The organism is Thiothrix eikelboomii (assembly GCF_900167255.1).
In the GTDB taxonomy this organism is placed as follows: Bacteria; Pseudomonadota; Gammaproteobacteria; order Thiotrichales; family Thiotrichaceae; genus Thiolinea; species Thiolinea eikelboomii.
The window spans coordinates 1-10,730 of sequence record NZ_FUYB01000038.1 but is presented as its reverse complement, the minus strand read 5'-3'; the positions used below and the strand labels follow the sequence as shown (position 1 = coordinate 10,730).

At 46.4% G+C, this 10,730-nt stretch carries 12 protein-coding genes and 1 pseudogene; 3 read left to right on the top strand and 10 right to left on the bottom strand.

From position 1 onward, the window contains the following. Both B5D50_RS20915 and B5D50_RS19565 read left to right on the top strand, forming a co-directional pair. Positions 1-303, top strand: a pseudogene (locus B5D50_RS20915) (hypothetical protein); the annotation flags it as partial. Between the two features lie 325 nt (positions 304-628). Next, positions 629-1,246, top strand: coding sequence for a DUF302 domain-containing protein (locus B5D50_RS19565; RefSeq protein ID WP_078924329.1), 618 nt, complete (start codon positions 629-631; stop codon positions 1,244-1,246). A gap of 65 nt (positions 1,247-1,311) precedes the next feature. On the opposite strand, the gene B5D50_RS19560 is transcribed toward B5D50_RS19565, so the two are convergent. Together B5D50_RS19560 and B5D50_RS19555 are read right to left on the bottom strand one after the other, a co-directional pair. After that, entirely contained in the window at positions 1,312-3,528 is a 2,217-nt protein-coding gene (locus B5D50_RS19560) for a heavy metal translocating P-type ATPase (RefSeq protein WP_078924328.1), read from the bottom strand. Then, positions 3,525-3,725: a heavy-metal-associated domain-containing protein gene (locus tag B5D50_RS19555; protein WP_078924327.1), complete on the bottom strand. Its 201-nt coding sequence runs from the start codon at positions 3,723-3,725 to the stop codon at positions 3,525-3,527. Before B5D50_RS19555 ends, B5D50_RS19560 begins: the two co-directional genes overlap by 4 nt. A 185-nt stretch (positions 3,726-3,910) precedes the next feature. Between B5D50_RS19555 and B5D50_RS19550 the strand changes: the two genes are divergently transcribed. Continuing rightward, on the top strand, positions 3,911-5,287 hold the full coding sequence (locus tag B5D50_RS19550) for a glycosyltransferase family 2 protein (RefSeq protein ID WP_159448689.1): 1,377 nt from the start codon (positions 3,911-3,913) through the stop codon (positions 5,285-5,287). Positions 5,288-5,363: 76 nt separating this feature from the next. Here B5D50_RS19550 and B5D50_RS19545 read toward each other — a convergent pair whose 3' ends face one another. From B5D50_RS19545 to B5D50_RS20435, 8 genes are all read right to left on the bottom strand, one after another. Further along, the gene (locus B5D50_RS19545) at positions 5,364-6,068 is read right to left on the bottom strand and encodes a GNAT family N-acetyltransferase (protein ID WP_078924330.1); all 705 of its coding nucleotides are present in this window, start codon (positions 6,066-6,068) and stop codon (positions 5,364-5,366) included. Positions 6,069-6,083: 15 nt separating this feature from the next. Next, a complete protein-coding gene (locus B5D50_RS19540; RefSeq protein WP_078924325.1) occupies positions 6,084-7,196 on the bottom strand; it encodes an agmatine deiminase family protein in 1,113 nt (370 codons plus the stop codon). 1 nt (position 7,197) lies between these two features. After that, positions 7,198-7,641 carry a molybdenum cofactor biosynthesis protein MoaE gene (locus tag B5D50_RS19535; RefSeq protein WP_078924324.1) on the bottom strand — a complete coding sequence of 148 codons (444 nt, stop codon included), beginning with the start codon at positions 7,639-7,641 and terminating at the stop codon, positions 7,198-7,200. 1 nt (position 7,642) lies between these two features. Further along, on the bottom strand, positions 7,643-7,873 hold the full coding sequence (locus B5D50_RS19530; protein WP_078924323.1) for a MoaD/ThiS family protein: 231 nt from the start codon (positions 7,871-7,873) through the stop codon (positions 7,643-7,645). A 119-nt stretch (positions 7,874-7,992) separates the two neighbouring features. Then, the gene (locus B5D50_RS19525) at positions 7,993-8,616 is read right to left on the bottom strand and encodes an ABC transporter ATP-binding protein (protein WP_078924322.1); all 624 of its coding nucleotides are present in this window, start codon (positions 8,614-8,616) and stop codon (positions 7,993-7,995) included. Continuing rightward, a complete protein-coding gene (locus tag B5D50_RS19520; RefSeq protein WP_078924321.1) occupies positions 8,613-9,314 on the bottom strand; it encodes an ABC transporter permease in 702 nt (233 codons plus the stop codon). Before B5D50_RS19520 ends, B5D50_RS19525 begins: the two co-directional genes overlap by 4 nt. Positions 9,315-9,317: 3 nt before the next feature. Continuing rightward, complete coding sequence (locus B5D50_RS19515) at positions 9,318-10,175, bottom strand: ABC transporter substrate-binding protein (RefSeq protein ID WP_078924320.1); 858 nt, start codon at positions 10,173-10,175, stop codon at positions 9,318-9,320. Positions 10,176-10,323: 148 nt separating this feature from the next. After that, a partial coding sequence (locus B5D50_RS20435) for a hypothetical protein (RefSeq protein ID WP_159448688.1) occupies positions 10,324-10,730 on the bottom strand: 407 nt, incomplete at its 5' end.

Here is a 10,730-nt window from a genome sequence, read left to right as displayed (position 1 = left end):
CCCCCTCGCATCAAAAAGATGATGGCATTGCTCGCCATTGGCTTCTGTTGGGCGCACAAGGTCGGGGAATGGAAGGAAAAAACCGTCAAACCCTTGAAGGTGAAAAAGCATGGGCGTAAAGAACAGAGCATTTTCCGCTACGGCTTGGATTACCTGACTGATCTGTTAACAGGAAGCGGACGTGAAGCCTTGGATAATCTCAGGCTCGTGATCCTGTTCCTTTGTCCGCCCCAATTTATGGTGGTAGAGGATGGACGTATGAGACTCAAGCCGTTTTCGTTTAACACAAATTCAATGGGTTAGGAAAATTGTCGTGTACAGAGTAAAAATACTAAAAAATCGTGAGTAGAGCTAACAAAATAAGGCCGGTTAGGGTTGGGCTGGTCTAGGTAAATCGCGGTGTTCTGAGCTTTTTGCCACAGGCTATCACCCTCAAGCTATCACCTTTAGTGGATTGTATTAGGTCAATAGGCAGGCTATATAGCAGCTTAAGGCGCTATATAGCTCGTTAACCGGGTGAGAGTCAGACCGCCTTAGCAGAGGAGCAATATCAGAATGGCAGCCACTCAACCAAGCTGCTTAGTATCATGGGGTTGCTTGTCTATAATTGCTAACCCGAGGAGGAAACATGAACTTTATCCGTAATATCCTTGCCTTAATTGGCCTAATTGTTTTGGTGGGGGCTGCTTGGGCTTATGTCAAATACGGTAGTATGCTCAATCAAATGACCACGATGGTCGCTGAGCAGGCTGCTCTTGAGCAGCTAGACCCCAAAGCCAAAGAAACCTATATGAATATGTGGAATAAGCTGAAGGAAACTGGCAATTCAGCAGATGCTACGGTTGTGAAATATCCACTTGCCGATGGGGTTACTCCTGCTGATGCTGAGCAAAGCATGAAAATGGTGGCGAATGAGCACAATATCAAAGCAGTGGGTGAGTTGCCGCTGTCTGAGCAGGTTAAATTAGAAACTGGGCAAGATCAGCGTTTCCTAAAAATCTTCCAGTTTTGTAATCCACAAACTGCGATGAAAATGGTTGACTACAGTGATGCTTATTCAGCCTATTTGCCTTGTCGGATAGCGATGGTGCAAGACAAGCAGGGTAAATATAATTTGTATTCACTCGACATGGATATGATGATTTATGGTGGCAAGACCTTACCGCCAGATTTGTTGGCTGAGTCAAAAAAGGTGCAAGAAATTATTACTGATATTATGAAGCGTGGCGCAGCTGGCGATTTCTAAATAGCGTTACTGCACAGCCAACTCCGCCCTATACTTCACAGGGCGGGGTCAGTCAAACATCCAGCCTAAACTTTAAGCCGTGCTAAGCGATTGGCGTTTAATACCACCGTGACTGAGGATAAAGCCATGGCAGCCCCCGCCAGCATCGGATTAAGCAAAATACCGAAACTTGGATATAAAATCCCTGCCGCAATCGGAATGCCGATTAGATTGTAGATAAAAGCAAAAAATAAGTTCTGCCAAATGGTCTTAAGCGTGGCTTTAGAAATATGAATAGCCCGCCCTATACCCGCCAGTGAGCTGCCCATTAAGGTAATATCTGCAGCAGCGATGGCTACGTCTGTACCTGCACCAATCGCAAAACCAACATCCGCTTGCGCGAGCGCAGGGGCATCATTAATACCATCACCGACCATCGCAACGATTTTGCCTTGCTGCTGTAATTGCTGAATTACGGTGAGTTTATCGGCAGGTAAGACTTCAGCATGTACGGTATGAATACCCAGTTGCGCGGCTAAATGCTCAGCAACTTCGCGCCGGTCGCCCGTCAGCATCACGAGTTCTAAACCCTGAGCCTGTAAGTGGCGCACACTGCTTAAAGCATCGGCCTTTACAGTATCCGCTATCGCAAACAGTGCGATAATTTGTGTCTGATCAGCCAGAAAAATCGGTGTTTGCCCTGCCGCATCTAGCTGTTTTAACGGGATTTGCCAATCGGCTAAATTTAACTTCTGTTGCTGCATCAAGCGCGTATTGCCAATAACATAAGCCTGTTCAGCAATCTGGCCTTGTACACCATAGCCGGTTAGGCTGCTGAAATCCTTAACCTTGAGGTCTTTTAACTGTTCTGCTTTAGCAGCGGTGCGCAAAGCTTGGCCTAAAGGATGCTCTGAGCCTTTTTCTAGCGAGGCTGCAAGTTGTAAGACCTGAGCTTGATCGTAGTCAGCAGCAGGATAAATTGCCTCTAGCATGGGCTTGCCTGCAGTGAGAGTGCCGGTTTTATCTAAGACAATGGTATCTAGCTTCGAAGCTTGTTGGAGCGCGTCGCCATTGCGAATCAAAATGCCAGATTGGGCGGCTTTGCCGGTGCCTGCAATAATAGCGATGGGTACAGCCAAGCCTAATGCACAAGGGCAGGCAATGACTAAAACCGTCATGGAGGTGACTAGTGCATAGCTTAAAGACGGTTCTGGCCCAAGCCAGAGCCACAGCACAAAACTTAACAGCGCAATAGCGACTACAACAGGTACAAAAACTGCCGCTACTTGATCAGCCAAACGGGCAATGGCAGGCTTAGCACTTTGTGCCTGACGAATCATTTCAATGATTTTGGCCAATACCGTATCCGTACCGATATGGCTAACTTTCATTAAAAAGCTGCCTGCTCCATTTTGTGTGCCACCCGTCACTAAACTGCCCTTGGTTTTAGCTACCGGCAAGGCTTCGCCGCTGAGCATCGACTCATTCACATACGAAGAACCCTCTAAGACACTGCCATCTAAGGGAATAGTTTCACCGCTACGCACGCGCAAAGTTTCTTGTAAGCCCAGCTCTTCAAGCGGAAGATCCAACTCTTCTCCGTTACGAATCACATGTGCCATCGGTGGTTGCAAGTTCATCAGCTGTTGAATCGCTGCACTGGTTCGCCCACGGGCGCGCATTTCCAAGGCCTGACCTAAATTAACTAGCGCAACGACCACTAAGGCAGCTTCAAAATAAGCATGCTGAGCGAGGCTAGGGAAGGCCTGTGGGAATAAGACGACTAGCATCGAATAGAACCAAGCTGTTCCTGTGCCTAAAGCAATCAAAGTATCCATATTGCTGGAGCGATGCTTAAGCTGCTGCCATGCACCTTGAAAAAAATGTCCACCCGAATAGACTAATACCCCTAGCGTGATCACTCCCATCAATAGCCAAAACCACCGCCCTGAACCTTGCATCGGCGGTAAGGCATGGAAAACCATATCTCCTAGCAGCAAAAAACTGCCGGGGATGGCGGCTACCCAAACTTGCCACCAAAGGTGCTGATAATAAGCCTGCTCAGCGGCTGCTTTATCGGCTTCGGCTTGGCGGCCTTGCATAATCGCAGCCTCATACCCCGCTTGTTTAACCGCCTTGAGGAGTTGTTCAGGTGCTGCCGTACCAGCCACTAATGCGGTGCGTTCAGCCAGATTAACGTGGGCAGTGGTTACACCTGCCACACTCTGCAAGGCTTTTTCTACCGAGCTTACACAACCAGCACAAGTCATACCGGCGATGGACAGGCGAATGGTCTCAGTCATTCCTCCGCTAACTCCGCTGGATAACCAGCCTCAGTCAGGGTATCAATCACTAGTTCAGGATCAACAAAGCCTTGCACTTCAGCCGTTTTACTTACTAAGTCAACGGTGACTTGCTCAACGCCAACTAAGGCTGCCAGTTTGGTTTGGACGGTCGAGCTACACCCACCACATTTCATATTTTCAACGGTAAATTTCATCTTAAATTTTCTCCAAAACAATCCTGTCTACCTTAGCAAAACTGGGGTACTTAGGCCAAAGACCTTTCAGGTTGGCGTATTCTAATGATCCTAGTTTCAGATGAATCCGCTTAGCTAAGCACGCAGATCGAAACGAGTAATTTTAATGCGCTATACTGATCAATCTGATGCAAGGAGTATTTGGTATGAGTCAAACATTCAAAATTAAATTGGCAGCCATCGCTAAGGATGAAGGTTATTATTTACCTTTGTGGGTTTATCACCATTTACAGTTTGGTTTTGATGTTTTAGATATTCGTATCAATGATACGACAGATAACTCGATCCGTATTCTGGAAAAATTAAAAGCTCATTATGGCGAGCGTTTACGTTATAGCTACGCTGATCAAGAAATGGAGTTTTGCAGGCTTAAAAATATTAATTTCCAAGCTTATATATATACCCAGATTCACGAAGAGACTTTAAAAGAAGATTTTACACATTTATTGTTTTTGGATCTGGATGAATATTGGTGTTCTGCAAATTTTTCAAACACTCTCAAGGATTACTTAGGCGAATTAGCTGCTTGTGATGTATGTATGTTTCAGTGGCTAATGGATCAGCCTAAGGTTCAACGCAGTCTTGAGGATTTTTCGTTTCAAGCTGTCATGCTCGGGCAAAAAAATAAGCATGTCAAAAGCCTAATCAATATGCAAGCCCCTTTAGTCGCGATACGTATTCATAATGCTATTATTAAGCAGGGTAAGTATCGCTTAGCTGATCAGACCTTGATTCAGTTTGCAGAGGAAGATCGGGTTCGAGCGACCATACCGAATGACATTTTTGAACAACAATGTTTAAAACTAGAGGATTATTTTATTTATCATCAGGTATTTCGCTCACAAGACGAGTATCTGGCTAGTTTATTGCGGGGTAATAAACAAAATGGCGATGACTCTTTGTTGAAAACCAACCGGATGGGCTATTTAGCCAATAGGCCTGAAGCTTTTAATCTGACTTGGGCGCTAGATGAAGCATTGTTAGCTGAGTATAAACGTGGCTATCTAGCATTGATTGCAGATTTGAAGCCAGAGTTGGAGGAGGCCAAGCGCTTTGTGTTAGCGAGAAAAGATAAGCTGCTAGCTTTACTCAATACCGATACTTTTATGCAACAAATTCATGCAAATAAACTGCGTGGTATTAGTGAGAGTATTTATCAAGCCAAGCTCATTAAGCCTAAAATCAGGTCAAAAATTTCTCAATTGGCCTTTGATGAACTTAACCTAGTTTGTAGTTTTAATTGTGAAATTATCAGTGCCGTTGAAACTTATCAATTGCAAATCACCCAAGGCTTTAGGCAAATTTTGGTGGCTGCTGATATAGTATTAGTCAGTCAACAACGACTGGGTGAGCGGGTTAGTAAAACATTTGAAATCACCATCAAGCTCAAAGAGCTTAACTATCTTGTCTATAACAATCAACCGCCTTTTTGTTTGGTTGCTAATTTAGCGGATGAATTAATCGTATTAGAGCGAGTGAGCTTCCGTTCAATAGCCCCGATTTTGGCAAGCCATGTCAGATAATTTAAACACAAGGTGGTTTTGAGCCTGATTTAAAATCTTAGTTAAGATTTTAAATGCAGTGTTGTTTTGAAAAAGGCTAAAGACGATTTAAGGGTTGGAGCTGATTGCCCAAAGCATCAAAATTACTCGCAGCTAACCAAGTCTCAAATTTTGGTTTTAAAGCAGGCCATTCGCTATCTAAAATCGAGAACCAAGCGGTATCTCGATTACGACCTTTATAGACGGCTGCTTGGCGGAAAATACCTTCAAAGCTAAAACCTAAGCGTAGCGCTGCTTGACGAGAGGGAGCATTTAAAGCATCGCATTTCCATTCATAGCGACGATAGCCTAATTCTTCAAAGGCATAGCGCATCATTAAATACATGGTTTCAGTCGCGGCGCGAGTTTTTTGCAATGCAGGTGAAAAATTAATATGCCCAACTTCAATTACGCCATGAGTGGGGTCAATGCGTAAATAGCTAGCCATTCCTAAGGCTTGACCGGTTTGATCTAGGATGCTGTAAAAAAAGGGATCTTTGCTGCCAACTTGTTGTTTGAGCCAAGCCGTAAAGCGAGTTAAATCGGTGAAAGGACCATAGGGCAGATAAGTCCATAGGCGTTGTTCTTGATCAGCTGCAAAAGCGCTATATAAACTGCTGGCCTGTGCTAAGGCGAGTGGCTCTAAGCGGCAATAATTGCCTTGTAGAGTGGGAAAACTAGGGGCAGGTTTTGCCTGCCATTGCACTGGAAAGCTAATCGCTTGACCGAGTTGATTGTAGTGTTGAGTATCGCGGGTAGGCATAAAAGTTTCGTTCACTTATAGGCTAGGTTGTTGACGGGTAACTGAGTGAATACTAGCACCACCCGAGGCTAAAGCATCTATATTCAGCAGTTCAATTTTGCGCTCTGGAAAAGCCTGACTTAAAGCCTGCCGTGCGGCATTATCGGTGCGGGGATCACCAAACTCGGGTAAGAGTACCGCCGCATTGCAAACATAAAAACCTAAATAACTTGCGGCAAAATTTGGCGTGACAAACTCACTACGTACACTCGGCGGTTTAGCCACACTCACTAATTTTAAGCGTTGCCCTTGCGCATCCGTCGCTGCTTGGAGGATGGCCTGATGCTTTCGAGTGATCGCATGCTCTCTAAAATCGGGATTGGGTTCATGGCTAACGAGAACGCTGCCTACTTGCACAAAGCGAGCATAATAGTCCGTGGCACGTTGTGCTAGCTCACCTTGCGGGTCACCCGGTAGCCAAATGCATTTTTTAATGCCTACTAAGCGGCGTAGGCGATTTTCAATTTGGCGTTTAGTCAGTTGAGCATTACGTCCGGCATAAAATACGCTGCTCTCAGTTAAAATAGCCGTACCTGCCCCGTCGACCTCAAGATTGCTAGCGGCTAATTGCAGATCAGCCTCTATCAGTTCCAGTTGCAAGTGTTGGGCAATAAACTGGGCGAGTTTAGCATCCCGTGTATGGGTTTGCGGGCTAGCCCAGCCTTTAAAGTGGAAGTCGATAGCGCGCATTTGCCCGGCTGGATTCAGCAATAAACTCGGGGCGCTGTCGCGTAGCCACAGATTATCCAAGGGGCGCTCGATATAATGGATCACAGCCCCAAATAATTCTTTAGCCGGTGCTAATTCTTTCGGGCGCACGAGTAAGGAGACAGGCTCATACTTGGCAATCGTTTGGGCGATCAGGGCTAAATTTTTACGTACCGTCGGGGGGAATTGCTGTGGATAGAAACGTGGGCTGACACCATAGGCCATCCAAGTAGCATGATGCTTAGCATATTCAGCAGGGAGAATAAACGAAGGCGTATCTGCATCTGTGGTGGCGGCAGATAAATCGCTAGCAGGCCAGCCAAAGCCTAGGCCACTGACTAAACTCAGTTGTAGAAATTGGCGGCGACTGAGTGTATGCACCTTAACCCGCAGTATTTTTTTCGACCCAGCGGGTGCTGCCGTCGTTTAAAGTTTCTTGTTTCCAAAAGGGGGCTTGATGCTTCAGGTCTTCCATCAATTGGCGGCAAGCCTCAAAACTGGCACGCCGATGGGCTGACCAGACGGCAACTAATACAATCGGTTCACCGGGTAACAGCTCACCGACTCGATGTTTAAGAAAAACATGATCTAAGTTCCAAGCGCTACAGGCCTGCTCGACGAGGCGCTGTAAGTGTTTTTGGGTCATCAGTGGATAATGCTCCAAGCGCATCGCTTGTACGAGTTCACCCTCATTAAAATCACGCATCGTGCCGACAAACACCGCATTTGCGCCGCTTTGCTTGGTGTTGAAGGCGGGCTGCTGTTGAAATTGCTGAAGAGCTTGCCAAGGATCAAAGGCCGTGGTACAGACTTCGATTGCAATCATGCTAACCCCCGGTCACTGGCGGGAAAAAAGCCAACTCATCCCCATCGTCTAGCGGCGTGTCTAGCTCGCAATACTCTTGATTGCGAGCCACTAAAATGTGTTCGGGTAAATGAGTCTGCGTGATTTGCTGCCAAACTTGACGAGGGTTTAAATCAGCTTGCCAAGGGCATTGCATTTGGCTGTGCCCAACCTGCTCACGTAGGCTGGCAAAAAATAAAACTTTAATACTCATCATCTATTCCTTGAGAATCTAGCAAGGCGAAGTTAGGCCGAAGTTAAACCGAAATTGAGGCTAACTTAAGACTAGTTTAAAACTAAGCTAGCTTAGGTCAGCTCTATTCTACGCTAAGTTCAAAGCGCTAAATGCTGATTTGTGACCGCTTGAAACCAATCAGGGTCATGACTAGCGACCATTAACCTTAAACCTTGGCGTTTCAAGTCTTCAAGCATTTCTAAGGTTAATAAGCGGGCTGCTTGGTCCATATTGGCGGTCGGCTCATCAAGTAGTAAAGCCCTTGGTTTGCGTAGCAGCGCTCGTGCCATTGCTAAGCGTTGGGCTTCACCACCCGAGAGGCGTTTGGCGGGATTCATTAAAAGCGCCGTTAAGCCTGCCCAGTCAGCAATCGCCTCAATCTGCTGATGTTGTTCGCTACGGGGCAAGCCACGGGTTAAAGCATACGCTAAATTATCCCAAACACTGCCTTCAAATAGATAGGGCTGTTGATGCAGGTAGAGAATCTGGCGTTGTAACTGCGGCCGATAAGCACGCCATGAATAGCGTTTTCCATCGGCTTGAATTTCACCCTGATCGGGCTTGTCTAAACCCGCTAAAATGCGCATTAAAGTCGATTTACCCGCCCCATTTTTTCCAGTTAGCAACAGACATTGCCCAGCGATTAAAGGAAGGGTCAGTTCAGTAAACAGGCATCGTTTCCCATAGTGTTTGCTGAGTTGATGAAAGATGAGTTCATTCATGCCGCAATCTGGCCTTTGCCTTGAAAATAATGTAGCAGCAAGTTTAAGGCAAAGGCTAATAACAGGAGGACTAAGCCCAGCGCGATACCTTGGGCAAATTCACCTTTGCTGGTTTCTAAGGCAATTGCGGTGGGGATATTGCGGGTATAATGCAGAATATTGCCACCCAGCATCATAGAAGCGCCCACTTCGGCAATAATTCGCCCAAACGAAGCCAGCAGGGCTGACATTAAACCAAAGCGGACTTCATACATCAGTGTCCAAACGGCACGCAATCTAGAGGCTCCTAGCATCCGCGCCGTTTCCCAAGCCCGCCGATCAGCGGCTTGCAGGGCGGTGTGTGCCATCGCCACTAACAGTGGAAACGCCAAAGCAATTTGCCCTAAGACCATTGCAGTTTGGGTGAATAACAACCGCCATTCACCTAAAGGGCCACTCCGCGACAGTAAGAGATAGAGCGTTAAACCAATCACCACGGCGGGAATCGCTAAGGCAGTATTCACTATAGCAATCAATAACCGCCGCCCCGGAAACTGCCCAAAAGCCAGCATAAATGCCATCAATAGGGCAGGTGGGGTGGCGAGCAAAATGGCAAGGATAGACACTCGGAAGGAAATCAAAATGATTTCCCACAAAGCGGTATCACCACTCAGCAGCAACTGCAAGGCTTGCCAAGTAGCGCTGCTGATAGTCTCCATGAATTAATTGGTTTTGGCAGGTTCGGTCGCAGGTTTAACTTCGGCAGGATCAGCACTCGGAGTGAACAGGCTTTGCCCATTAATTTTAAAATCACTAATGGCTTGTTGCCCTTCGGCTGAAATCATCCAGTCAATCAAGGCTTGAGCACCCGCATGATTCGTATCAGGATAGCGTTTTTGGCTGACAGCAATAATCCCGTAGGGGTTGAGTAAGGTTTTGTCCCCTTCTAAAACAATTTTCAGAGGCGATTTATCCATCGTTGCCAACCAAGTGCCCCGATCCGTTAAAGTATAGGCTTTTAGCTCGCCACTCATTTGTAGCACTTCGCCCATCCCTTGACCTGCTTCCCGATACCATTCACCGGCAGGCTTGACACCGGCTTGATCCCAGAGCTTTTTCTCCATTTTATGCGTACCAGAATCATCACCGCGTGATACAAAGGGGGATTGGGTGGCAGCGATTTGTTTCAAGGCATCGGTCGTGGTTTTAGTAGCTTTCACTTTCGCGGGATCCTCTTCAGGGCCGACGAAGATGAAATCGTTATACATCACCGAATAGCGCTGATCGCCAAAGCCTGCTGCCACGAATTTATCTTCATCAGCGCGGGCATGCACCAAGACGACATCTACATCACCGTTCTCACCGAGCTTCAACGCTTTGCCAGTGCCAACCGCTGTGACTTGCACTTCATAGCCAGTTTTCTTTTGAAAGTTCGGTAGGATTTGAGTTAATAAACCAGAGTCTTGCGTACTGGTGGTGGTCGCCATTTTGATAATCGGATTGGCAGGTTTTTGTTCATCTGCAAAAACAGGTAGGACTAGGCAAGTGGATAGCCATAGTGCTGAGGTCAATTTACGCATCTTTTAAACTCCTCTCTTGATTGCGTTTAAGCATGACTTAGACTCTAAGTTAGTGTCGCAAACTTAGGTAGGTATTCGGTAGGTTAGTGTGGCGCGGCTATTGTAATGAGTTTGAGTGAATGCCGACAAGGTGGTTGCCCACGGTTGGTTAGCTGGATGGGTTTAACTTGAGTTGTTGAATAAGAGCCTGAATCTGTTCAGTTTCAGGGATTTGCAAGTGTTCTGCATGAGTTAGGGCTGTGGCTAACAGAGTTTGAATTTGTGCTTGATACTGTTGAGCATTGATGCGCCAAAGTAGCAAGGCAATATAAACTTGCTCAAACAATAAATTATAAATATCGTCCAGCTGTTGATACACGGGCAGGCATCTACCTTGTCGAATTTCTAAGGCATTTTCTAGTTCACCCTTGTGTTCCGCTATTTGGGCTATCCGTCCGTAAATAACCGCAGTAGTTCCTATTTCCCTAAGATCTAAAAAAACGGTCAAGACTTCGTTTTGATAAATATATAAGGCTTCGTCCAGTTGCCCGCGTGCTTGCAGGATGTCGGCGATTT